Consider the following 22,490-nt stretch of genomic DNA (forward strand, 5'->3'; position numbering starts at 1 on the left):
CCCTCGGCGGGTCCTCGGCGGGGCTGAGCAGAGTCTCACGGTGCAGGTCGATGGGGCCGACCGCGGAGTGGGCGCGTCGCGCTCGCCGCCACCCATCCGCTGGGGCGGGTCCAGGACGCCTTTCGCGAGCTGGAGAAGCGCCACACGCGCGGCAAGATCGTCCTCAAGCCGTGACCGGCGCCGCCCGAGCGAACGCACCGGCCACCGCCGCGCGACAGTGTGGGCCGTCCCGGCGAGGGGATCTGACCGCGACACAACCCGCGTCAGTCGCAGGCCTGAGTGCTGACGGGCTGGGTGGCACCGGCGGCGCGGCGGGCGTCGGAGGAGACCTCGGAGGCGGTGAGCACGTACCCGGTGTCGTCCTTGCTGACGACGGCGGCGAAGACCACGCCCAGCACCCGGCCGTCGGGGCTCAACAGGGGGCCGCCCGAATTGCCTTGCTGGACCTTGCCCCGGATGAGATACACCTCCCGCGTCACCTCGGTGACCCGGTAGATGTCGGGGACGCGAGCCCGCTGCCGTGCCGCGACCCGGGCCGGCTGTGTGGTGAACCCCTGGTTCTTGGGATACCCGGCGATGACGGCGTCATCGCCCTTGTCCGCCTCGGCCTCGAAGGTCAGGTACGGCAACCCGAGGTTGAGCGTATACAGCACCGCCACGTCCCGCTGCGGGTCGTAGTGGACCACCACAGCGGGGTGCGATCGGCCGGTGTGATCGATGACGACCAACTCGCTGTCGACCCCGGCGACCACGTGCGCGTTGGTCATGATGTGATCGGGCGCGTACACGAATCCGGTGCCGGTGATCTGCTTGTTGCAGGAGCGGGCCACTCCCTGCACCTGAACGATGCCTGTCCGCGCCGCTCGCAGGCCGGCGCTGTCGAGCACCTCCGTGTCCGGCGGCGGGACGTTCACGGTCGGCTGGCCGGCGATCGCGTCCAGCACCGGCGGGAAATCGGATCGGTCGATGAACCGCTTGAACGGTTTCTGCCAGTCACGTGCCGCCTGGGGTATCGCCTGGTCCACCGTCCCCAGGATCAGTGAGCCGCGGATCTGCTCCACGATGGTGGTCAATGAGCTGGACACCAGCACACTGCCGACGAGCCAGGCGATGATCAGCACCGATAAACCGGAGACGAGTGTGCCGCCCAGCGCGTCCAGCATCCTGCCCGGCTCGTGCCGCAGGTAGGAGCGGATCACCGCGCCGACAGTGGACGTACCGAACTGGAAGATCATCGCGGTCAGGAACACGATGATGATCGCCAGCATGGATTCCGGGACATCCCCGTCCACGACCAGGCCCGCCACAGGTGGCGCGATGTAGATCCCGAGCACGCACCCGCCCACGAAGCCGACGAAGCTCGCGGCCCCGACGATGAATCCCTGGCGATAACCGGAGACGCCGGAGAGGATGAGCAGGGTCAGCAAAATGAGGTCGAGTAGATCACCGGGCACAGAGAAAGGTAAGCACAATATGAGCTCTGGCGCTTCACCCGGATCGATCTCGCCAGAATGTGGAATTTCAGATTTCCTGAGACCCGGCTGGAAGACCTCATCCTTCTCTTCGCCCGCCGACAGGACGGCATTCATCCTGGCGGATATCGGCCCGACTTCACGCCTTTGTGCGCCATGCGCGATCGGCGCCGACCATAAACGCAATGAATTGATCCATCACTCATTGTTGATGTTGCGAGTTCATGGCCACCACGCCGCTTCTCAATATCCGGCAAGAGCGCGCTCGGCCGGCGCCGGGATCGTCCGGGACTCACTCGTCCTTGCGCCGGCGGGCGCGCAGGTGGAAGGCGGCGGTCTTGGGACGGCGGTCGCGCGTGAAGACACCCTTCTTGTTGCCGTCGACGCGGAAGACGCCCGATGTGGTGGCGAAGTCGGCGAAGTTCCAGACCTGCTCGCCCACCACCGGGTCGACCCGGTCGAAGACCTGGTGATACACGTCCAGCAGGTCGGCCTGGTACTCCTCGGTCCACAGGGAATCGACCAGGCACTCGGCGAGGCCCCTACGCCAAGAGCGCGCTCCTCGTGGCCGTCCTCGAGAACGCCGACTCCGCGCCGTCCGCCGGGACCAGGACGAGGGCCGCATCCCCAACGCCAGGGACCCCAAGGGCATCGCCGGGTCCCCGGCGGCCCTGTGGAACGGGCATGGTGGCAACGGCGTGAGGATCGGAGCGGGTAGAGGCGGGCATGGAGAGCGTGCTACGGCACCACCACGGGTGCGGTACGCGCGGTGGGGGTCGTCATGATCGTGGCACTGCGCTGACGAGAATCCGAATGCTTGCGGTATGTCACGAGATGGACCGGAGCCGGCCGTGGGACCGGCGCCGGAGTCGGTCGACGGCCTCGGCCGTCTGGTCGTCGGCTGGGAGGAAGACGACGAGTTGCTGGGCCTCCGCAGGCAGTTCGAGCGTCTCGCGAAGCAGTCGAAGCTGGTGCCCGGCCGGGTGGTTGAGCCGGAGAACGCCACGTCGCGGCACCACATGACGCTTCAGGCGGCGGGTGAAGTCGGGCCCGGCGATGGGTGTGAGCTCCGCGGTGAGCCACTCGAGGTTCTCGAGGGATGGCGCTTGCCACAGGTCGAAGGCCTGCTCGTCCGCGATGTCGTCCCAGTCGGCGAAGAACGTCCGGGCGCGGGGGTCGGTGAACAGGTAGCGGTTGAGGTTCGGATGGGCGGCGTCGAGCAGTCCGGTGCCGCTGGTGACCAGCTCGTAGCCGCCGGTGTGGGCGAGGACGTCGCCCAGCCGGTTGGTCACGATGGCGACGCCGGGTTCGAGGAGGCGGAGTGTCCGCAGGACGGACGGTCGTACGTGCCGGGAGGGTGCCACGGGCCGGATGTGGACGGAGCATTCGTCGCCGGTGATCTTCGCGAGGTAGCGCAGGTGGTTGCGCTCCGAAGGGGTGAGGCGCAGCGCGTCGCCGAGGGCGTTGATGACCGCCGGCGACGGATTGCGGTCGCGGCCCTGCTCGATGCGGGTCAGGTATTCGACGCTGATGCCGGCCCACGTGGCGAGGTCCAGCCGGCGCAGACCCGGTGACCGGCGGCGGCCGCGGTCCGGCAGTCCACGGGATTCCGGCTGGATGCTGTCGCGCTTGGCCCGGATGAAATTCCCCAGTGGCGTCCCCACGTCGCCACGCTACCGGGCCGCCCGGCGATCGCACAGTGCGGAGGGTGACCCTCCGGGGGCTAGCCTGAGCTCGGTCTGGCTGCCGGCCGCGGTGCGGCCCGATCGTGGTGTGCATGGAGAGTACGTCGACGCGGCGTTCCGGTCAGGCGTTGCTGGTGTGGGGGCTGCTCGTGGTGGCCGCGAACCTGCGGGCGAGCTTGACCGGCGTCGGGCCGTTGCTGGATCAGGTCCAGGCCGATCTGGGTCTGGCCCCGGCCGTGGCGGGCCTGCTGAACACGCTGCCGTTGCTGACGTTCGTGGTGCTGTCCCCACTGGTGCCCCGGCTGGCCGCGCGGTGGGGAGCCGAGCAGTTGCTCGGTGCCGCGCTCGTGGTGCTGACGTTGGGGATCGCGCTCCGGTGGGTGCCGGCGGCGGTCGGTCTGTTCGGGGGAACCGTGCTGATCGGGGCGGGCATCGCCGTCGGCAACGTGCTGCTGCCGAGCCTCATAAAGCGCGACTTCCCCACCAAGGTGGGACTGCTGACCAGTGCCTATGCCACCGTGATGGGCGGTGTCGCCGCGGTGGCGTCCGGGGTGGCGGTGCCGATCAGTGAGGTCGCCCCCGGCGGTTGGTACACCGCGTTGGGTTGCTGGGTCCTGTTCGCGCTGGTGGCCGTCCTGCTGTGGCTTCCCCAGGTGCGGGTTCCGCGGCGTGCCGCACAGGCGATTCGCGGACACCGGTTGCCGTGGGGTTCCGGGCTGGCGTGGGCGGTCACGGCGTTCATGGGACTGCAGTCGCTGGGCTTCTATGTCGTCGTGACGTGGCTGCCCCAGGTTTTCCAGGACAACGGCATGAGCGCGGCCACCGCGGGCTGGCTGCTGTTCCTGTTCCAGGCGGTCGCGGTGCTGACCAGCCTGGCGGTGCCCGGCGCGATGCGGTGGGCGCGCAACCAGCGCGCGCTGGCGACGATCTGCTCGGCGGTCATGCTCCTCGGCTACCTCGGACTCTTCGTGGCGCCGGGACTGGCGTTGCTGTGGAGTGTCGTCCTCGGGTTGGGCGGCGGCGCCTGCCTCGTGCTCGCGCTGGCCTTCATCAGCCTGCGCGCCCAGGACGCGAGCATGGCGGGCGCGTTGTCGGCGATGGCGCAGTCGATCGGTTACCTGCTGGCCGCCGCGGGGCCGGTGGTTTTCGGGCTGCTGCACACGGTGAGCTCCGGCTGGCGAGCGCCGATCATGCTGATGTGCGTGGCCGCGGCCGGCCAGACGGTCGTCGCTCTGGTGGCCGGTGGGGGCACGGTACGCTCAGCCGCCCGCGATTCGACAAGCCCGTGAAACTGTTTTGTCCACAACGGCGTCACCTGCGTTCTTCTCCCTGTGACCCCACCTGCGCGATCGCGGGCTATTTTTTCCGGGTTATTGACGAAATATGAACGACTAGGCACACTCTCCGCAAGCTGCCCATCGGATGGGCGCTGACGTGGAGGACGTGAGTGATGACTGATACCGACAACGGGTTGAACGTCGACCGACGGTCCCTGCTGGCGGGCGCCGCCGGCCTGCTGGGAGCGGCGGCGCTGCCCGCGACCGCCGCGCAGGCGACGCCGACGAACGCCGCATTGAAGCGATACCCGTCGAACTGGCCCGACCTCGAGCCCTACGGCCTCGCCGACACCCGGCTCGACCTGTGGCCGCGCGAGGACAACTCCTTCATCCTCCCGCTGGAGCTCCGCCCCCGTGACCAGGAGCTCGGCCGGGTCTGGATGCGGGACACCTACGTCAACTGCTTCGTGGTGAAGGGCCGTCCGGTCTACGTCGCCACCGGCACCACCCGGGCGCCAGGGACCGCGGGGGCCGCCCCGTGGAACGACGGCATCTTCGTGTGGACCTCCCCGTCCCTGCGCGGGCCGTGGAGGCTGGCCGACACCACGGGCATCCGCCCAGGCGCCGAGAAGGGCAAGGTCTGGTCGCCCGAGTTCGCCGACGAGAACCGGCCCGGACGCACAGTGGTCGCTCCGTGGCAGGAGTACTGGAACGACGACCAGTTCGGCAAGCGCGGCGACGTCTGGGCCCCGGAAGTGCACTACTTCCGGGGCAAGTGGTACATCGTCGCCTGCATGGGCGACCACTCGAAGAAGGTCGGCTCGTTCGTGCTGGTGAGCGAGGGCGGGGTTGAGGGCCCGTACCGGCTGGTCCAGGGCAACTACGACAAGCCCTTCGGCGACTCCTTCACCGGCGGGCCCGGCTTCATCCTGCCCGGCGCCTACCACCACATCGACGGCAGCCTCTACACCGAGGGCGATGACGCCTGGCTGGTGCTGCACAACCACCTGTACGCGAAGTTCCGGGACGACATGGAGGACATCGTCCCGACCACCAACCTCCCGAGTTTCCAGCAGGTGCCCTACGCGCCCGAGCCTTATCTCGAAGGCGCGTACGTGTTCAAGCACGGCGGCAAGTACTTCCTGCTCCAGGCCGCCTGGAACCGATCCTCGACCAATGCCGACGGCAGCACCCGGTACGCCTACGACCCGCCCGGCGCCGGGCGCGCGCAGTACCACTACGACGCGGTCGTCGCCGTCTCGGACACGTTCGAGGGACCGTACTCGAAGCGGTGGACCGTGGGTGTCGGCGCCGGCCACAACAACTTCTTCGTGGACCACAGCGGCAAGCTGTGGGCGACGTTCTTCCGCAACCCCAGATTCGGCTACTGGTCCGACCCGTCGCGCGTCGGCGACACGGCGGTGCCCGGGGTCGTGCGGGTGGAATGGACGGGGCCGACGGGCAACCGCCTGTACGTCCAGCGCCGGAAACACACGATCGACGACTGACCGGGGCTCAGGTCACCAAGCCCCTGCGGTAGGCGTAGACCACCGCCTGCACGCGGTCACGCAGGTCGAGCTTGGTGAGGATGCGCGAGACGTACGTCTTGACGGTCTCCTGGCTGATCACCAGCGTCGCGGCCACCTCGCTGTTGGACAGGCCGTCGGCGATGAGGCGCAGCACCTCCAGCTCGCGTGGGGTCAGCGCGGCGTCGTCCGGCGTGTCCTCGGCGGGGCGGATCCGCGACGCGTACCTGCCGACGAGCTGCCGTGTCACCTCGGGTGCCAGCAGCGCGGCGCCGGTCGCGACGGTGCGGATGCCGTGCAGCAGTTGCGCCGGCGGGGCGTCCTTGAGCAGGAACCCGCTGGCTCCCGCGCGCAGCGCCTCGTACACGTACTCGTCCAGGTTGAACGTCGTCACCACGAGCACCTTGACGGGATCGGCCACCCCGGCGCCGGCCAGCAGGCGGGTCGCCCCGATGCCGTCGAGCACCGGCATCCGCACGTCCATCACCACGATGTCCGGGTCCAGCCGGCGGGCGAGTTCGACCGCGGCGCGGCCGTCCCCGCACTCGCCCACCACCTCCAGGTCGGGCTGCGCATCGATGATCGTCGCGAACCCGGTGCGGATCAGCGCCTGGTCGTCGCAGACCAGGACCCGGATCGGCGCGGTCACGACGCGCTCCCGGCGGGGATGCGGGCCCGTACGTCGAAGCCGCCGCCCGCCCGCTGGCCGGCGCTGAACTCGCCGCCCAGGGCGTCGACCCGGTCGCGGAGCCCGGCCAGGCCCCGCCCGCTCCCGCCGGGAGAGCGGGTGCGGGAGCCGGAGCCGTCGGTGCCGACCTCCACGGTGATCTCCTTCTCGCCGTAGCCCACGCGGACCTCGGTGTGGCTGCCGTGGGCGTACTTGAGGGCATTCGTCAGAGCTTCCTGCACGACCCTATAGGCCACGAACTCCGCGCTGCCTGCCGACTCCGCGGGCTCCCCCTCCTCGGTGAACGTCACCGGCTGCCCGGCCTGACGCGTCTGCTCCACGAGCGTGTGCAGATCGCCGGCGGACGGCGTACCGGCGTCGGTGTCGTGGTCGGCCTTGAGCAGGTCGAGCAGGTGCCGCAGATCGCTGATGGCCCGCCGGCCGGTGTCGGTGACGGCGGTCAGGGTCGCGTCGAGGCGGTCGGGTGCGGCGGTCAGGTAGCGTGCCGCCTCGGCCTGTACGACCATCGCCGTCACGTGGTGGGTCACGACGTCGTGGAGTTCGCGGGCGATGCGGGTGCGTTCGGCGGCGCGAGTGGCCTCGGCGACGTGGCGGCGGCGTTCGGCCTCGGCGGCCCGGGTGGAGCGCAACCAGGTCCCGATGCCCCAGGCGAGGACCAGCGCCAGGTAGAACAGCACGATGTCGGCCGGCGTCTCGTTCGAGCCGAGCCGGTCGAGCGCGAACATCAGCGGCGGGTACGCGGCGGAGAGCAGGATCACGGTGACGCGCCGGCCACGTTCCAGATGGGCGGCCGCGCTGATGAGCGCGATGGGCAGCGCGGTTCCGGCCAGCGCGTGATAGGCGAAGAGCTGGTCGAGGGCGAAGCCGAGCGACACCAGGACGAGACCGGCGGCCGGCCACCGCCGGCGCACGGTGAGCGGGAGACACTCGAGAGCGATCACGACGACGGCCAGCGCGTCATAGGGGCGGGGTGGCAGGTCGCCGATCTGCGTCCCGCGGCCTTGGAACGCCGGCAGGAGTGACGCGACGGTCAGCAGCAGCGCGAACGGTAAATCCCGTACCGTGACGTCACACCGCCGCCACAGGTCCTGGACCCGGCGGAGATCGATCATCGGACGAGCCTAGCGGTCACATCGTCGCCCACGTGTCCCCCTTGCGAGCTACCTGCGAATGTCCACCGTATGGTGACGATTCCGGGACAGTCGACTCCATAGCGTTACGACGTGGCACGGCGCCTCAGCCGCCGTGTGAAGACGTCTCTCGCTGGAGGACATCATGCTCCGCACATACAAGACCGCCGTTGTGGCCGCGCTGTGCAGCACCGTGGTCGGCACGGCGGTCGCCGGCTGCGCCGGCGACTCGCTGGACAACTGGGACCCGCTCGCCCCCACGACGCAGAAAGCCGATGCCGGCCCGATCTCCGGAACCAAGAAGGTCGATGTCGCGGGCCGGTCGGTGAACGTGTCCTGTTCGGGCGACCCGGCGAAAGGCAGGCCGGTCATCATGCTGATGCACGGAGGGGGTGACGGGCTGGACAAGATGGCCGCCCTCCAGAAGACGCTGGGCAAGAAGAACCGGGTCTGTTCCTACGACCGGCTCGGCGCGGGCGCGAGCGACCAGCCGGACGGCCCTCAGGACTTCGCCGTCACCGGGAAGATCCTCACCGGGGTGCTCGACCGGGTCGCCGGTGACAACCCGGTCGTCCTGGCCGGGCACTCGCTGGGCGGGCTGATCGCCGCCAGGTACGTCCCCGACCATCAGGACAGGGTCAAAGGGCTGGTCCTGATGGACACCACGTCGCCCACGATGGTGGACGACATCACGAAGGCGATCCCCGAGTCCGCCAAGGGTCCGGCGGCCGAGGTGCGCGCGCAGAACCTCGCGATATTCCAGGGTCAGAACCCGGAGAAGCTCGTCATCACCGACGGGAAGGTCCGCTCCGCCGGGAACATCCCGGTGGAGGTGATCCAGCATGGGAAGCAGTACCTCGCGGCCATCCCCACGTACGGACAGCGCCTGGAGCAGGCGTGGTCCGCGGGCCAGCGCAAGTGGCTCGCGGTGTCCAGCGGCAGCAAGCTGAGCACGGCCACCGACAGCGGGCACTACATCTACGTCGACCAGCCCGATGTCGCCGTCCAGGCCATCGAGCGCGTGACCTCGCAGGTGGCCGGCGAGTAACCGGCCGGCCGAGGGCCGCGACGGTCAGCGCCTGGACGGCGCCAGATGGGCGCGCTCTCCTTGCGCGCCGAACAGGGTGAGCAGCTCCGCGGGCCGCTCGTCGGCACTGCCGATCCAGTGCGGGACGCGGGTGTCGAACTCCACGGCCTCGCCCACGCCGACCAGGAACTCCTGCTCCCCGAGCACGAACCTGACCTGTCCGTTGAGGACGTAGAACCACTCATATCCCTCGTGGGTCTGCAGCTTCGTCGTGGCCGATCGGCCGGCGGGCGGATAGATCACCTTGTAGGCCTGGACGCCGCCGGCGCGCCTGGTCAACGGCACCATCACCAGCCCGGATCGCCGCACCGGCCGCAGGTGGATGCGCGGGTCACCGGTGGGCGGCGCCGCGACGAGATCGTCGAGCGGTACGTCGTGCGCCCGGGCCAGCGGCAGCAGCTGCTCCAGCGTGGGGCGGAGCTTGCCGTTCTCGAGACGGGACAGCGTGCTCGCGGTGAGGCCGGTCTCGTTCGCCAGCGCCGCCAGCGTGGTGCCCCGCGCCCGGCGCAGAGCACGCAGGCGCGGCCCGACTCCGGCCAGAACGTCTTCGGAGGTGTCCATGCCGTCGATGATGCGGATCCGCAACTTTTCTTGCAAGTCCGCGATGACGGCGGCGATGCTGCCGGTACACCACCGGCGCTTCCGGATCACGCCGGCCGACGAAGGGCGACTCACGTGGACACCACCAGACACCGCCACCCCACCACCGACGTCTCGAGCGACCAGGACGCCGAGCTGTTCTGGGAGCGGCACTACCGCGCCCGCCGTACCTGGGACGCGCGCGTCAACCCGCTGCTGGCCGAGACCGCCGCGCCGCTGCGCCCCGGCGCCGCCCTGGATCTGGGCTGCGGCGCCGGCGGCGACGCCATCTGGCTCGCCCGGCAGAGCTGGCACGTCACCGCCGTGGACATCTCCATCACCGCCGTCGAACGGGTCCGGGAACGCGCCCGCGAACTCGGCATCGCCGACCGGGTCGCCACCGAACAGCACGATCTGGCCCGAAGCTTCCCGGCCGGTCGGTTCGACCTCGTCTCCGCCCAGTACTTCCACACCCCGTTCCCGCTGCTCCGAAGCCAGGTCCTGCGCACCGCCGCGCAAGCCCTGCGCACTGGCGGGCTGCTGCTGATCGTCGACCACGGCTCCACCGCGCCCTGGTCGTGGAACCAGGACCCTGACCTCCACCACCCCACACCCACCGAGATCGCCGCCGAACTCGATCTCGACCCCGCGCACTGGACCGTCCTGCGCGCCGACATGCCCCACCGCCGGGCGACCGGACCCGCCGGCCAGACGGCCACCGTCATCGACCACATCCTGCTCATCCAGCGAACCGCCGGATGACCGCCCGAACCACACCACACGACGTCACGTCGGAACGGAGCGACTCGATGCCGGCAAACCGCGCGCAGCGATCCAAGGACACCACGCCTCCGCGGACCGGTGCCGACGAGAAGGCCACCCTGCGGGGCTTCCTCGACTACCTGCGCGACGCGGTCGCGGACAAGGTCGCCGGCGCACCCGAACCGCAGGTCCGAACCGGCGGAGTACCCTCGGGCACCAACCTTCTCGGGCTGCTCAGGCATCTGGCGTTCGTCGAACGGTTCTACTTCCTCGGCGAGGACGTCGGCGACTGGCGCGCCACCATGCGACCGTCCACAGAAGACACCGTCGACGGCGTGCTCGCCGACTACCGCAAGACCGTCGAGCGAGCGAACCAGGTCATCGACGCCTGCCCGGACCTGGCCCTTCCCGCCCCGCGAGCCCCACGTCCGGGGCCGGCGCCATCGATGCGATGGGTCCTGGTGCACCTGATCGAGGAGACCGGCCGGCACGCCGGCCACGCCGACATCCTCCGCGAGCAGATCGACGGATCCACCGGCCGCTGACGGATGCGTGGCAGGTGCCTCGGTTCGGGGGTCGAAACCCGCGTGTCACTTGGTCCAGATGGCGGCGTAGCGGCCCAGCTCGGCGTTGATGTTGATCGGGTAGAAGCCCTTGGCCTTGAGTTCTTCGAACCGGCTCTGGTAGCCGGCGGCGGTCATACCGGTGTAGGAGTACCAGGCGCCGGGCTTGTCGTTGCGCCAGACGGTGGTGTAGTGGCCGGTGGCGCTCACCGCGATGGCGGTGGGGCGGTAGCCCTTCGCCACATGGCGCTTGAACTCGAAATCGTGGTCTTCCTGGGTCAGGTCGGTTCTGACCAGCCAGCGCACGTGGCCCGGGTTGGCCACCCAGACCGCGACATAGCGCGGGGCGTCGGCGGTGCCGTACACGTCGACCGAGGCAAGCAGCAGGCCGTCCTCGCGGGCGGTGCCGGTCATTTGGAGAAGCTGGGCGGGGCTGATGTCGTGCTTGGCGACGAACCGGGAGCCGGGGTTCTTGACGAAGATAGCGGCGAAGCGCGCGCGGGCGCCGGAGCCGGTGGCGCTGACCGCGGCGGGCTGGTAGCCCTGGGCGGCGAGTTGGTCGAAACGCTTCTGGTAACCGTCTGCGGACATGTCCTGGTACATGGCCCAGGGAAGGTCACCGCCCATGGCACGGCCGGAGGTCGACCACATCCCGGCGTACCGGATGCGGCCCGAGAAGTCGGTGGAGATGCTGACCGTGATGGGCCGGTAGCCCTGGGCGCGCAGGGTGTTGAAGCGCTCGGTCTGCTGGGCGGAGGTGAGGTCGTGGTAGGCGACGAACGGCGGCGCCGCCTGCGCGTGCGCCGCGGGCGCGATGGCGGTGGTCAGCGTGAGTGCGCCCATGGCCGCTAAGATCTTGCGGTTCTTCTGCATGGAACGTTCCCTTCGGTGGAAAGCCGAGGTCGGGTCAGCGCGGCTCCGCGCGAGCCGGGGCCGCGGGCAGATCACGGGGTGGTGTCCGGTGGTGGACCGATGATCTGGTAGCCATGGCGGGCGGCCACCTCGGCCAGCAGGCCAGGGTCGGTGTCACGGGCGGCGATGTCGGCGGCGAAGTGTTCGAAGCCGGCCGGCCAGGTCAGTTGGAGCAGGCGTAGCGGAGAGTCCTGGCGGTTGGCGAAGGCGTGGGGCAGGTGGCGCGGCAGCAGGACGAAGGCGCCGGCGCCGGCCTGCCAGGTCTGGTCGCCGCAGTACAGCTGGACGGTTCCCGACAGCACGTAGAACGCCTCGTCGTCGCGCTGGTGCACATGCCAGGGAGTGGCGAAGTACGGCGGGCACTCCTGCTCGATCAGGGTCAGGGCCTTGCCGGTCTCCGGCTCCCCCGCCTTCACGGTCATCGTGGTGCCGAGGAACCGATGCGTGGCACCGGCCCCGGCGGGCAGGTGGAGCGCGCTCATGGCCGCCTCTGCCGGGTGTAGAGCCGGATCTCGATGCCGTCAGGGTCGATGATGCCGCCGATCAGCCATCCCACGCTGCCTTCGGCGATGCCGGAGTGCTCCACGCCGAGCGCGTCCAGGTGATCGGACCAGGCGTGGAGCGCCTGCAGGGTCGGCACGGCCAACGCGACCGGATCGAACCCGCTCAACCCGGCGGCCCGCTCGGGCTCCTCACGCAGCGCGATCATGAGCGTCTGGTCCGTATCGGCCAGCGCCACGCCGCGCAGCACGCCGTCCTCGACGAACTCGATCGCCACCTCGAGTCCGAGCACGCGCCGGTACCACTCCAGGCTCTTGTGCACGCTGGAGACGGGCAGCTTGACGTGGTGGAACCCGCCTAAGAGCACCATGCCCCACCTCTTTTGTAGTGCCACTCTAAGGTCATACTCTAAAGTGGTACTCTAAATCGGTGGAAGACGTCAAGAGTCCGAAGCGGCGCTCGGCACAGACCAGAAGCCGGATCGTGAACGCCGCCCAAGGGCTGTTCGTCGTGCGGGGCTACGCCGGAACGACCTTCCAGCTGGTCGCCGACGCGGCCGAGGTGTCGGTGCAAACGGTGTACTTCCATTACGGGACCAAGAGCCAGCTGCTCAAGCACGTGGTCGACGTCGCCTCCGCCGGGGACGACGAGCCCGTTCCGCTCCTCCAACGACCCTGGTTCGCCGCGTTGCAAGCGGCACGGGACCCGAGGGAGGTCGTACAAGGATGGGTGCACCAGAGCGGGGTCATCCTCGACCGGGTCGCCCCCGTCCTGGCGGTGGTCCGCGACGCGGCGGCCGGCGATCCTGACATGGCCGCCCAATGGGCTGCCAACAGCGAGCAGCGGCACACCGCCCACGGGCAGGTCGTCGCCATCCTGGGCCGCCTGCAGGCTCTGCGGCCCGACCTCACCGAGCACCGAGCCACCGACGTCACCGTCGGGATCCTGTCGCCGGATCTGTTCCTGGTGATGAGGCGGGAATGCGGGTGGACCACGGCGCAGTGGGAGGACTGGGCCGCCGACCAGCTCTCCCACGGCCTGCTGTCCGTCTGACGACCGGCACCGCGCCATGCGCCGGTCCGGCGTCAGCCGGATGCCCGCTCGATGATCTCCTGCTCGGTGAGTGGATCCGAGGGATGATGGCTCAGGCACTGGCGTCCTCGGATGAGCACCTCGGATATGCCGTCGCTCGCGGCGTAGAACTGCCCGGTATCCAGCCGTCCGACCCGGTCGGCGTGGCCTCCGCGGGCCCGCGCCAGCCCCTTGACCACGTCGATCTGCGTGGGGCTGTTGATCCTCCCGATGAACTGGGTCGTGGCGTTCCCCGCGATGTGGTTGTGCAGACCGCGGGGTGTCTGGGTGGCGAAGACGAGGCCGAGGCCGTACTTGCGGGCCTGTGAGGCCAAGGTCAGCGTGCTGGCCAGCGCTTCGGTCTTCGGTGTCGCCGGTACGAGGGCCTGCGCCTCGTCCATCACGTACAGGCCGTTGAGAGGACGGCCGCGCGCCGGATTCCGTTTGATCCAGGAGAACAGGGCCATCTGGAGCTGATTGACGAATCCTGGTCTCGCCTGGTCACTGAGACCGATGAAGCTGATGACGGAGACGCGGGCCCGCTTGCCCCCGGACGGGCTGAGCAACTGCTCAGGGTCGGCCGGCTCACCGCTGCCCGCGAAGAGCGGATCGTTGATCGTCGCGGCGGTGAGGAGCTGCCCCAGTTCGGCGGCGATCTGGTCCGCGCGGTCGATCTGGCTGACCTCCAGCGGCAGGGCGGCGAGAAGGCCGAGGAACGCGGTGAAGTCGCCGCCGCCCGAGCGGGCGAAGTGACCCAACGCCTGGCGGAGGATGGCCTTCCCCTTGCGGGCCTTGGCGCTTGCCCCGTCCACGTTCGCCCGGGAGGCGAGCGCTTCGACGGCCAGGCCGAGGGCGGAGTCCAGCTCATCACGATCATCGAGCACGGGCGCGAAATCGGGGAGCGGCTGGAAAGTCAGCGGGCGTCCACGGGAACGGCCCGGGGTCCAGATCACGACCTCGGTCTCGGCGAAGTAGCGCGCTGCTTTGTCCGCGTCCTCGTCGCTCCAACCAGGAGGCGGGCTGGGCCAGGGATCGCCCAGCCGGGCGAGGTCGTTGTTGGAGTCGAGCACTATCGACGACACGCCGTGCAGCGCGCACTCCTCGATGAGCCGCCGCAGGAACACGGTCTTGCCGGAGCCGGATCCGGCGAACACGGCCGTGTGGCGGGTGAGGAGGCTCAGCTTCAGTTCCAGATCGGCGCCGGTGTCCAGACGCCTGCCGACCGGGATGACCGCGGTGCGGTCGCCCGTGACCTCCGGAACGGTCCTCGCCGGGCGTTCGAATCCCGCCGTCGACGGCTGAGGCGGTGCTGGAACAGGAAATGTCAGCGCGCCGAACAGGCTGCTGAGCAACTCGGTGCCGCCGGCCGGACGGCGCGCACGCAGCCAGGTCTCGAACTCCGGGTCCTCATCGGCCGCCATCTGCCGCAACGCCTCGAAGACGCGCAGGTCGTCACCCCGTACGGCAAGTGACAGCCCGCCCCATTCCTTGAGCTGTGTCAGGCAGGCTTGCGTGGCCGGCCCGTCCGACCATGCGAGATTCCGCAGCACGACGAAACACCGGTCGGGCATCTCCGGCCCCAGGCCGGACGCCGCGATGCCGTCGTTCAGCCGTTTGAGTGCTGCGATGTGGTGCGACGCGCCGATCATCCGGAACGTCCAGTGGCGCCACTCCCGTGGACGCAACCGACGGAGAAGGCCTCGCCCGCTTTGTCCTGCTCGGTGATCCAGGAGTTGAGACCTGCGGGTCACCCTGAATATGGCAATTACTTGCAGCCATTTCGGGCCGGCTGCGCACATCCTGCCTGGATGCCCCTATCCGGGCCTGGCTCCGTTCACCCGAGAACACGCTCGATGGTTCTTCGGCCGCGACCGCCTCACCGCCGACCTGATCGATCGCCTCGATTGACGTCAGCGAACGGGCGGAGATCCTCTTCACCTCCACCGCCAGACCCGTACACGCTCCAACTCGCTGGGACGGCTGCCTTGCACGAGCCCTCGTTGATGGGACGCGGGCGGCCGGACGAGATTGAGGCATTTGTCGGATCTGTCATCACCCGCGACCGGGAAGTGCCTTGTGACATGGGCTTTTGAAGCGAATTCCTTGGCCAACTAATAGATGAACGGCCGCCCGTTACGGAATCCTTGAGCAGGCGAGAACGCCGCAGCCCGCCATACCGGCTGCTCCCCTGAAGCGATCAACGAGTGCGATGGCGGATCCGTGGAACAGCAGGCATACCGAAGGCTCATCAAGGTGCTCGAGCAAGTGGCCGGTGCTCGGGAGGGGGAGCTCTATCCGGTGCTGGCCGAGGCTGTGGCCGTACATCTCGGGTGGATCGACGCGTTCGTGGCCGAGAACCCCGCGTATCTGGCGCTGGGACGCGATGGCGAGGAGCAGTACCTCACCATGTTCCGGCCGGACTTCGTGGAGGAATACGTCGAGCGCTGGCGCTGGAACAATCCGTTCGCCTCGCGCGACGGGATCGCCTGCCTGAGCCGCCACGGTGTGGCGACCCTCGGACGGCTCCGCCTGCGGGCGACCGAGCCGGAGCGGGACTTCGCCGACACCTTCCTGCGCCGCAACGGCATCGACGACATGCTGAAGATCGTCGTCAGGTCCCCGGCCACGGGCGCGGTCAGCACGCTGGGGGTGCCGTTCGACGGTGATCGGCGCGCCATCGAGCCGAGCGACCTGCTGATGGCGGCCACGCTGGGCCCGTTGCTGATCCCGTACTTCGACGCGAACCTCGCACCGGCCTCCCTGCGGGACCTCACCTCGGGTGAGCGTGACGTGGCCGAGTGGAATCGCCGTCCGATGAGCTGACCGAACGCGAATGAGCCTCCCGTTTGACGAACATCCGGGATCGGGGGTTCGTCAAACGGGAGGATGTCCAGGACGGAAGGCATGCGGAAGGAGAAGCCGCGTCGCGCATGCTACGTTGTGCCCTTCCCACCACGGGCTTCGCCGCAGGCCCGGCTCCTGGACACAGCGGTCGGCTCGTACGGCCGGCCCATGCGACACCTCATCTCTGGAGGAACAGCCAGTGGAGAAACACGCGCCCACCGGGTCCAGACCGCGGAAGGCCCACTTATGCGACGATGACGCGTCCTGCCGCATGGCGACGGCATGACGATGATGCTGGCAGGCCGCTATTCGCTGATGTCGCAGCTCGGCCAGGGCGGCATGGGCACGGTGTGGCTGGCCGTCGACGAACTGCTGCGGCAGCAGGTCGCCGTCAAGGAAGTACGGCTGCCCGCCGATCTGGACGAGGCGTCCCGGGCCGAGCTGACCGAGCGGACCCTGCGTGAGGCGCGGGCCGCGGCGCGGCTGCGTTCGCATCCGTCGATCGTCACGGTGCACGACGTCGTCATGGACAGCGGCCGGCCGTGGATCGTGATGGAGCTGGTCAACGGCCGTTCCCTCGACCGGATCGTACGCGAGGACGGGCCGCTGCCGCCCGCCCAGGCCGCCTGGGTCGGGCGGCACGTGCTCGACGCGCTGGCCGCCGCGCACGCGATGGGAGTCCTGCACCGCGACGTCAAGCCGGGCAATGTTCTGCTCACCCAGGACGGGCGGGTGCTGCTGACCGACTTCGGCATCGCCACCGTGGCGGGGGACGCCGCGCTGACCCAGACCGGCCTGCTGAACGGCTCGCCCGGCTACATCGCGCCGGAGCGGTTGCGCGGCGAGGCCGACGGCCCGGAGGCCGACCTGTGGTCGCTGGGAGCCACCCTGTACACGGCGGTGGAGGGCAGAACCGCCTACACCGGCCCCAATTCGGCGGCCGTGATGGCGGCCGTGCTGCTGCACGAGCCCGCTCCCCCGCAACGGGCCGGTTCGCTCACGCCCGTCCTCGCCGCGCTGCTGGCGAAGGATCCCCGGCAACGCTGCGGCCCCGCGCAGGCGGCCGCGTGGTTGCAGGCGGTGGCCCAGGGCGAGGTTCCCGCGGACACCCGCCCCACGTCCCGGCGGCGGCCCGCACCCACGTGGCGCCGGTTCGCCGTCGTGGGCGGCGCGCTGGTTCTCGCGCTCTCCCTGACGGCGGGTGCGGTGATCTGGGGGATGACCCGTCCCGGAGAGGGTACGGGCGCCGAGCCGACGCCGGCCGGCGGCACCACAACACAGTCCAAACCCGTGTCGTCCTCACCGGCCGGGAAACCGCTCTTCGGCACCGGCCTGCACTCCTGCAAGGTGCTGACCGCCGCGCAGGTCCGCACGCTGCTCGGCAGCAAGCTTCAGAGCGACAATCTCGACCGGAAGATCTGCCAGTACTTCGGCGCCAACGGCTCCTACGCGACCGTCTCCCTCTACCGGGTCGACACCCTCAAGGGGGCCAAGGCCAACTTCGTCGGCATCAAGCAGACCTTTCAGGATCTGCGGGACGAGCATCCGGACATCGCGTTCTCCCGGGCTCCGGTGGTCGGCGAGGAGTCGTTCGCGTCCGTCCACCGGGCGAACGGCACGTACGTGGCCAACATGGTGTTCCGCATGTCCAACGTCACCGCCACGCTCAGCTACAGCGGTCCGCGGCCCGGGACGAAGGCCATCGGGCGTGCGGCCGCGTCCGTGGCCGCGGCGATGGAGGCGGCCCGCCCGGCACGCTGATCGGCGCCGGTGGTTGAGATTACTCACAGGGCGAAATGTCCGAATTGTCATGACAAGTCGGTAATGGATCAGGCAGAATGCGGGACCACCAGCGTCTCCCTCCACCGGAGGAAATCCTCATGCGTCGACCCCTAGGGGTAATCGCCGTCGTCGCCGGCCTCGCCTCTTGCGCCCCGTCCACCGGCGGGGCGGCCGGAGCGGCGCCCGAGATGACCGCGCCGACCACCCCGCCGACGCAGACCGAGGAGGCGACTCCCGAGCCGACCTCCGAATCGGACAAGTGCCGCGTGAGCGTGGCCAGGCCGGGCATCTCCGCGCTCAGGATCCAGACCTCCGCCGTCCGGCGCGGCTGTGTGCGCCCGGCGCTGCTGCGCATCCGAGTCATGCGCGCCGTCCCCGGCGACGATCCGGTCGTCAAGAGCGGCGCCACCAGGAAGGACCGCATCACCCTGAAGCTGCCCTGCAAGCCGGGCACGTACTACGCGGTCGCCACCGACTACCGGGGCGGCACCGCCAAGTCCAAGGCCGTACAGCTGACCTGCGCCACCCCCACTCCCACTCCCACCCCCACGACGCGGGATACGGGGTCACCGCCGGTTTCCGAGACGAAGAAGACCGCCACCTCCGTCGGCACGGCACTGGAGAAGGAGGTCGTCCGGCTGACCAACGCCGAGCGGGTCAAGGGCGGCTGCGACCCCCTCAAGCACGACGCGCGGCTGCGCAGGGCGGCGTTCGGGCACTCGGCCGACATGGCGAAGAACGACTACTTCGACCACGACTCCCGGGACGGCCGCGACATGGTCGACCGCATTCGTGCGACCGGCTTCACCGGCTCGACCCTGGCCGAGAACATCGCCATGGGGCAGCGGTCGGCGGCCGAGGTGGTCAAGGGCTGGATGAACAGCGACGGCCACCGGAAGAACATCATGAACTGCTCGTACACCCTCATCGGGGTCGGCGCGGCCAAGGACGCGCAGGGGCAGATCTACTGGACGCAGGACTTCGCCGCCGGCTGATTCCCAGCCTGTCACGAGAGATCTCTGTCCTCACCGTGCAGGTGATCCTCGAAGGTGGGGCGTCGATCCGCCGTACGCGACCACACGATCAAGGCCACCAGCCGGAAGGGAGCCAGTACGAGCCTGAGCACCCGACGGCCCAGTCTACGGATCAACCCGAAGAGTTCCTTGAGCGTCTCCCAGGGGCGTCCCAAGGCCACGACGGCCAGGACGGCGGCCATGCGGCCGAAACCGATCCCGCCGAAGTCGTCGGAGTCGTCTCGCTCCTTCTTGCTCACCGCGGATCCTCCCGAGCTGGCCTGGTGAACAAAGATCCATCAAATCAGCCCTCCTGGGCGAGGTCCAGGAAGAGAGCGGCGGACCAGCCGAAGGCGGTCGTCGCGCGGCCCGCGCGACGGCCGGTCAGCGGGTTCCAGTACTCGTGGAGGCCGCCACCGTCGCGGACCATGGCCAGCGTGCGCTCGCGCAGCTCGGCGGCCGTCTCCTGATGCCCCGAGCGGCGCAGACCGTCGATGAGCAGATAGTTGACGTTCAGCCAGACAGGTCCGCGCCACATGGCCTCGGGGTCGAATCTCGGGTCGTCGAAGGCGACGGTCGGCACCGGACGCTCGGCCCAGAAGCTCGGCGAGCGCAGGCCGGCGACGAGCCGGTCCGCGATCCCCGCGGGGAGCCTCCCGGTGAAGAGCGGCATCAGCTCCAGCGGGGTGCGCACGTCCGCCTCGCGACCGCCGACCAGGGTGGCGAACCTCGTGCCGTTCCACCGGCGCGCGATCATGCGGTCCACCAGGGCCTGCGCCCTGGCCCGCCACGGCGCGGCGTCCTTGCCGAGCGCCTGGGCGATGTCGCCCAGGCGGTCGTACTGGAGGGCGAGGTAGGCGTTCAGGTCGGGCGGCTCGGCGCGGGGGCCGCCGTCCCAGATGGGGCTGTCGTCCAGGCCGGACGAGTACGGGTGCAGGTACTCGGCCAACCCGTCGCCGTCGGGATCGGAGCGGGTGAACCACCACTCCTGGGAGCGGGCCAGCGGCTCGTACACCTCGGCGAGGAAGGCGGGGTCGGGGTCCACCTCGTGGATCTTCCACACCGCCCAGGCGGTGAGCGGCGGCTTGGTGACGGGGACGGCGTCCCCGATCGGCCCGCCCCCGACGTGCTCGGCCAGCCGGGCCAGATCGGAGCGGGGCAGGTCCGTGGTCTCGGCCAGCGCGCCGTGGTCGTGTACGACGTCGGGGATCAGGCCGTCGGGGCGCTGGTGGTCGAGCAGGATGCGGATCTGCTCCCTGGCCAGGGCGGGGTCGGCGTGCCTGAGCGCGATGGCGTGGAAGTAGGAGTCCCAGTTCCACAGGCCGACGTAGCCGTTCTTGGAGGGGACGAGTGACTCTCGGCCCTGGATCCGTACCAGGTTCACCGCCAGCGTCCACCACGCGTCCTCCGCGCGTTCGCGCAGGTCCGCACGCACGGCGGGCATGCGGGCGAACCAGTCGCGCCACCGTGCGGCGGCCGCGTAGAGCACCGCCGCCGCGTCGTGCCTCGCGCGATCCGGGCCGACGAGGGTGACGCAGCCGTCGATGTCGGCCTCGCCGCCGTCCCACACGGCCCGCGCGCCCGCACCGGTCAGGACGAGGGTGTCCGGGTCCGCGAAGGCCATGGCCACGCCGCCCGCGAACTCCACGCGGTCCGGCAGTACCCGCAGCACCGGCAGTTCGCCGCTCCCCGAAAGGATCCGCAGGCCGGTGAGCACCTTCGTGTCGGCGAGCCTGGTCTCGTACAGGGCTCTGGCGATCCAGAGCGAGCCGTCGTCCGCCGCCATCACCAGCAGCCGCGAGCCGCGGTCGGTGAACGGGCGTTCGCGCAGGTCCGGCATCAGCGACCTCCCAGGCCGGAAGCGGCCATCGAGTTGATGATCTTCCGCTGGCCGATGAGGAACGCGATGAGCGTCGGCACGACGGCGACCGCGGAGGCGGCCAGGATGAGCCCGTAGTCCACGGCCGTACGCTGGCCGGAGAACTGGCTGAGCAGCAGCGGCACCGTGGCCAGCTCGGGCGAGTTCAGGAAGATCAGGGGGAAGAAGAAGGAGTTCCAGGACGCGAGGAAGGCGATGATGCCGAGCGCGCCGAGGCCGGGGCGGATGTTCGGCAGCACGACGTTCCAGAAGCAGCGCCAGCGGCCCGCCCCGTCGATCCTGGCGGCCTCCTCCAGCTCCACGGGCACGGCCCTGATGAACTGGCGCAACAGGAACACCGCGAACGGGTTCGCGATGCTCGGCACGATGAGCGACAGGTGCGAGTCGATCCAGCCGAACCTGGCCAGCATCAGGTAGAGCGGCACGACCGTCACCTGCGCGGGCACCATCTGGGTGGCCAGGAACACCACGAACAGCACGCCGGAGCCGCGGAACCTGATCCGGGCGAAGGCGTAGGCGGCCATGGCCGAGGTCAGCAGCGTGAGCGTGACGTTCAGCGCGGCGATGTAGAAGCTGTTCCAGTACGCGGTGCCGAACGGCACCGCGCCGAGCGCGTCGGGGTAGTTCTCCCAGCGCCACGGGTCGGGCAGCCAGTCGAGCGGGTTGTTCAGCATCTGCCGCACGCCCTTGAACGACGTCAGCAGCATCCAGACGAACGGGAACAGCATCGCCAGCCCGCCGAGGGTGAGCCCGGCGTGCAGGGCTACCTGCCTGGGTCGCATCCCGGCCCCCTCACGAGTCGTAGTGGACGAGGCGCTTCTGCGCCGCGAACTGGACGAGCGTCACGAGCAGCGTCAGGACCAGGAGGATCAGCGCGGCGGCGCTGCTCATGCCGAACTGGAAGTCCTTGAAGCCCAGCTCGTAGACCTGGTAGACGATCGTCCTCGCACCCTCGTTGTCCTCCGGGTCCACCAGCACGTAGATCTGGTCGAAGGCCTGGAACGAGCTGATCACCGCGACGACGGTGGAGAAGAAGATCGTCGGCGAGAGCAGCGGCAGCGTGACCGAGCGGAAGATGCGCAGGCTGCCCGCGCCGTCCATGCGGGCGGCCTCGACGATCTGCGGCGGGATCGTCTGGAGCCCGGCCAGGAAGATCACCACGTTCAGGCCGAGCGACGACCAGATCGTCACGACGGCGATGGCCACGATCACCCAGCCGGGGTCGCCGAGCCAGTCGGGGGCGCTGATGCCGAACCAGCGCTCGAGCGACGAGTTCAGCACGCCGTAGTCGTTGCCGGCCAGGATGATCTGCCACATCAGCGCGACGGCCACCGAGCTGGTGACCACCGGGAGGAAGTACAGCACCCGATAGAAGCCGCCGCCTTTGACGTTGTTCAGCGCGACCGCGATGAGCAGCGCGAAGACGAGCCCGAACGGCACGGTCAGCAGCGCCAGCTTGACCGTGTTCCACACCGCCAGCCCGAACTCGGGATCGGAGAGCTGGGCGGCGAAGTTGTCGAAGCCGACCCATTCCTTCTGCCCGAGCCCGTCCCAGCGCATGAACGCCAGCACGACGGCGAAGCCGAGCGGGAAGACGAGGAACACCAGCAGCGCGGCGACCTGCGGCGCGAGGAAGAACGCGGCCCACCAGCCGTCGCGGTTGCGGACGGGCCGCGCCCGGTGGAGCGTGCGGGGCCGGGCCCGTGCGAGGACGGTCAC

Annotated in this window: 24 protein-coding genes and 1 pseudogene; 11 read left to right on the forward strand and 14 right to left on the reverse strand. The window is 69.6% G+C overall.

Annotation, left to right across the window (positions count from 1 at the left end; genetic code table 11):
- Positions 1 to 84: 84 nt before the first annotated feature.
- Positions 85 to 174: pseudogene (locus AB0J87_RS57435) on the forward strand (zinc-binding dehydrogenase); the annotation flags it as partial.
- 89 nt (positions 175 to 263) lie between these two features.
- Here the strand turns inward: AB0J87_RS57435 and AB0J87_RS57440 are convergent.
- The 3 genes from AB0J87_RS57440 to AB0J87_RS57450 form a co-directional block, all read right to left on the reverse strand.
- Positions 264 to 1,589 carry a MarP family serine protease gene (locus tag AB0J87_RS57440; protein WP_363983363.1) on the reverse strand — a complete coding sequence of 442 codons (1,326 nt, stop codon included), beginning with the start codon at positions 1,587 to 1,589 and terminating at the stop codon, positions 264 to 266.
- Between the two features lie 175 nt (positions 1,590 to 1,764).
- On the reverse strand, positions 1,765 to 2,124 hold the full coding sequence (locus tag AB0J87_RS57445; RefSeq protein ID WP_363983366.1) for a glycoside hydrolase family 2 TIM barrel-domain containing protein: 360 nt from the start codon (positions 2,122 to 2,124) through the stop codon (positions 1,765 to 1,767).
- A 175-nt stretch (positions 2,125 to 2,299) separates the two neighbouring features.
- Positions 2,300 to 3,136, reverse strand: a complete 837-nt coding sequence (locus tag AB0J87_RS57450) for a helix-turn-helix transcriptional regulator (RefSeq protein WP_363983369.1) — start codon at positions 3,134 to 3,136, stop codon at positions 2,300 to 2,302.
- Between the two features lie 113 nt (positions 3,137 to 3,249).
- On the opposite strand from AB0J87_RS57450, the gene AB0J87_RS57455 reads away from it, so the two are divergent.
- Both AB0J87_RS57455 and AB0J87_RS57460 read left to right on the forward strand, forming a co-directional pair.
- The gene (locus tag AB0J87_RS57455) at positions 3,250 to 4,446 is read left to right on the forward strand and encodes an MFS transporter (RefSeq protein WP_363983372.1); all 1,197 of its coding nucleotides are present in this window, start codon (positions 3,250 to 3,252) and stop codon (positions 4,444 to 4,446) included.
- A 161-nt stretch (positions 4,447 to 4,607) separates the two neighbouring features.
- Positions 4,608 to 5,942: a family 43 glycosylhydrolase gene (locus tag AB0J87_RS57460; RefSeq protein ID WP_363983375.1), complete on the forward strand. Its 1,335-nt coding sequence runs from the start codon at positions 4,608 to 4,610 to the stop codon at positions 5,940 to 5,942.
- Positions 5,943 to 5,949: 7 nt separating this feature from the next.
- Here the strand turns inward: AB0J87_RS57460 and AB0J87_RS57465 are convergent, their stop codons facing one another.
- Positions 5,950 to 6,609: a response regulator transcription factor gene (locus AB0J87_RS57465; protein WP_363983378.1), complete on the reverse strand. Its 660-nt coding sequence runs from the start codon at positions 6,607 to 6,609 to the stop codon at positions 5,950 to 5,952.
- The gene (locus AB0J87_RS57470; RefSeq protein WP_363983381.1) at positions 6,606 to 7,760 is read right to left on the reverse strand and encodes a histidine kinase; all 1,155 of its coding nucleotides are present in this window, start codon (positions 7,758 to 7,760) and stop codon (positions 6,606 to 6,608) included. The genes AB0J87_RS57465 and AB0J87_RS57470 overlap by 4 nt, the downstream gene beginning before the upstream one ends.
- Before the next feature lie 163 nt (positions 7,761 to 7,923).
- On the opposite strand from AB0J87_RS57470, the gene AB0J87_RS57475 reads away from it, so the two are divergent.
- Entirely contained in the window at positions 7,924 to 8,826 is a 903-nt protein-coding gene (locus AB0J87_RS57475) for an alpha/beta hydrolase (RefSeq protein ID WP_363983384.1), read from the forward strand.
- 24 nt (positions 8,827 to 8,850) lie between these two features.
- Here the strand turns inward: AB0J87_RS57475 and AB0J87_RS57480 are convergent, their stop codons facing one another.
- The gene (locus AB0J87_RS57480) at positions 8,851 to 9,426 is read right to left on the reverse strand and encodes an XRE family transcriptional regulator (RefSeq protein WP_363983387.1); all 576 of its coding nucleotides are present in this window, start codon (positions 9,424 to 9,426) and stop codon (positions 8,851 to 8,853) included.
- Positions 9,427 to 9,540: 114 nt separating this feature from the next.
- Between AB0J87_RS57480 and AB0J87_RS57485 the strand changes: the two genes are divergently transcribed.
- The gene (locus tag AB0J87_RS57485; RefSeq protein ID WP_363983390.1) at positions 9,541 to 10,206 is read left to right on the forward strand and encodes a class I SAM-dependent methyltransferase; all 666 of its coding nucleotides are present in this window, start codon (positions 9,541 to 9,543) and stop codon (positions 10,204 to 10,206) included.
- Positions 10,207 to 10,253: 47 nt separating this feature from the next.
- Positions 10,254 to 10,751 carry a DinB family protein gene (locus tag AB0J87_RS57490; protein WP_363983393.1) on the forward strand — a complete coding sequence of 166 codons (498 nt, stop codon included), beginning with the start codon at positions 10,254 to 10,256 and terminating at the stop codon, positions 10,749 to 10,751.
- A gap of 45 nt (positions 10,752 to 10,796) precedes the next feature.
- Here the strand turns inward: AB0J87_RS57490 and AB0J87_RS57495 are convergent, their stop codons facing one another.
- The 3 genes from AB0J87_RS57495 to AB0J87_RS57505 form a co-directional block, all read right to left on the reverse strand.
- Positions 10,797 to 11,642, reverse strand: a complete 846-nt coding sequence (locus AB0J87_RS57495) for a hypothetical protein (RefSeq protein WP_363983396.1) — start codon at positions 11,640 to 11,642, stop codon at positions 10,797 to 10,799.
- Positions 11,643 to 11,713: 71 nt separating this feature from the next.
- Positions 11,714 to 12,163, reverse strand: a complete 450-nt coding sequence (locus AB0J87_RS57500) for a cupin domain-containing protein (RefSeq protein ID WP_363983399.1) — start codon at positions 12,161 to 12,163, stop codon at positions 11,714 to 11,716.
- Positions 12,160 to 12,552: a VOC family protein gene (locus tag AB0J87_RS57505; RefSeq protein ID WP_363983402.1), complete on the reverse strand. Its 393-nt coding sequence runs from the start codon at positions 12,550 to 12,552 to the stop codon at positions 12,160 to 12,162. Before AB0J87_RS57505 ends, AB0J87_RS57500 begins: the two co-directional genes overlap by 4 nt.
- A 59-nt stretch (positions 12,553 to 12,611) precedes the next feature.
- On the opposite strand from AB0J87_RS57505, the gene AB0J87_RS57510 reads away from it, so the two are divergent.
- Positions 12,612 to 13,235, forward strand: coding sequence for a TetR/AcrR family transcriptional regulator (locus AB0J87_RS57510; protein ID WP_363983405.1), 624 nt, complete (start codon positions 12,612 to 12,614; stop codon positions 13,233 to 13,235).
- Between the two features lie 32 nt (positions 13,236 to 13,267).
- Here the strand turns inward: AB0J87_RS57510 and AB0J87_RS57515 are convergent, their stop codons facing one another.
- Positions 13,268 to 15,052 carry a DUF87 domain-containing protein gene (locus AB0J87_RS57515; protein WP_363983408.1) on the reverse strand — a complete coding sequence of 595 codons (1,785 nt, stop codon included), beginning with the start codon at positions 15,050 to 15,052 and terminating at the stop codon, positions 13,268 to 13,270.
- Here AB0J87_RS57515 and AB0J87_RS57520 point away from each other — a divergent pair.
- From AB0J87_RS57520 to AB0J87_RS57535, 4 genes are all read left to right on the forward strand, one after another.
- The gene (locus tag AB0J87_RS57520) at positions 15,012 to 15,161 is read left to right on the forward strand and encodes a hypothetical protein (RefSeq protein ID WP_363983411.1); all 150 of its coding nucleotides are present in this window, start codon (positions 15,012 to 15,014) and stop codon (positions 15,159 to 15,161) included. The two genes, AB0J87_RS57515 and AB0J87_RS57520, sit on opposite strands and share 41 nt — an antisense overlap.
- A gap of 345 nt (positions 15,162 to 15,506) precedes the next feature.
- Positions 15,507 to 16,076 carry a hypothetical protein gene (locus AB0J87_RS57525; protein WP_363983414.1) on the forward strand — a complete coding sequence of 190 codons (570 nt, stop codon included), beginning with the start codon at positions 15,507 to 15,509 and terminating at the stop codon, positions 16,074 to 16,076.
- A 303-nt stretch (positions 16,077 to 16,379) separates the two neighbouring features.
- A complete protein-coding gene (locus AB0J87_RS57530; protein ID WP_363983417.1) occupies positions 16,380 to 17,858 on the forward strand; it encodes a protein kinase in 1,479 nt (492 codons plus the stop codon).
- Positions 17,859 to 17,977: 119 nt separating this feature from the next.
- On the forward strand, positions 17,978 to 18,874 hold the full coding sequence (locus tag AB0J87_RS57535) for a CAP domain-containing protein (protein ID WP_363983420.1): 897 nt from the start codon (positions 17,978 to 17,980) through the stop codon (positions 18,872 to 18,874).
- Between the two features lie 11 nt (positions 18,875 to 18,885).
- Here the strand turns inward: AB0J87_RS57535 and AB0J87_RS57540 are convergent, their stop codons facing one another.
- From AB0J87_RS57540 to AB0J87_RS57555, 4 genes are read right to left on the reverse strand one after another with little or no spacing between them, the layout of a single operon-like run.
- Positions 18,886 to 19,152, reverse strand: coding sequence for a hypothetical protein (locus AB0J87_RS57540; protein ID WP_363983423.1), 267 nt, complete (start codon positions 19,150 to 19,152; stop codon positions 18,886 to 18,888).
- A gap of 44 nt (positions 19,153 to 19,196) precedes the next feature.
- Positions 19,197 to 20,732, reverse strand: a complete 1,536-nt coding sequence (locus tag AB0J87_RS57545; protein ID WP_363983426.1) for a glycogen debranching protein — start codon at positions 20,730 to 20,732, stop codon at positions 19,197 to 19,199.
- Positions 20,732 to 21,553: a carbohydrate ABC transporter permease gene (locus tag AB0J87_RS57550; protein WP_363983429.1), complete on the reverse strand. Its 822-nt coding sequence runs from the start codon at positions 21,551 to 21,553 to the stop codon at positions 20,732 to 20,734. The genes AB0J87_RS57545 and AB0J87_RS57550 overlap by 1 nt, the downstream gene beginning before the upstream one ends.
- Before the next feature lie 10 nt (positions 21,554 to 21,563).
- Complete coding sequence (locus AB0J87_RS57555) at positions 21,564 to 22,490, reverse strand: sugar ABC transporter permease (RefSeq protein ID WP_363983432.1); 927 nt, start codon at positions 22,488 to 22,490, stop codon at positions 21,564 to 21,566.

The sequence above is a fragment of the Nonomuraea sp. NPDC049625 genome (assembly GCF_040675285.1).
Lineage (GTDB): Bacteria > Actinomycetota > Actinomycetes > Streptosporangiales > Streptosporangiaceae > Nonomuraea > Nonomuraea angiospora_A.